Source organism: Mycobacterium arosiense ATCC BAA-1401 = DSM 45069 (assembly GCF_002086125.1).
Classification (GTDB): domain Bacteria; phylum Actinomycetota; class Actinomycetes; order Mycobacteriales; family Mycobacteriaceae; genus Mycobacterium; species Mycobacterium arosiense.
In genome coordinates this window covers 1-238 of sequence record NZ_MVHG01000390.1, presented here as the reverse complement: position 1 = coordinate 238, position 238 = coordinate 1, and the positions used below count along the sequence as shown (strand labels likewise).

The following is a 238-nucleotide window of genomic DNA, read 5'->3' as shown; positions in this document are numbered from 1 at the left end:
CTGCTCAAGGGCGGCGGCCACGCGATGGCTGCAGGCGTGACGTTGCGGAAAGAGAAGCTTGCAGAATTCCGCGCCTATCTCGAGAACGCACTGGCGCAGGACGTCGCCGAGGCGCGCCATGTCAATGAGCTCTATATCGACGGCGCGATCTCAGCGCGCGCGGTGACGACGGAGCTTGCAACCACGCTCAATCGTGCCGGACCGTTTGGCAGCGGCAATCCGGAGCCGATGCTGGCAC

General features: G+C 64.7%; 1 protein-coding gene. It reads left to right on the top strand.

Annotated elements, in window-relative coordinates; genetic code table 11:
• The coding region (locus BST14_RS28960; RefSeq protein ID WP_211280871.1) for a DHHA1 domain-containing protein at nt 1–238 on the top strand (238 nt) is incomplete at both ends.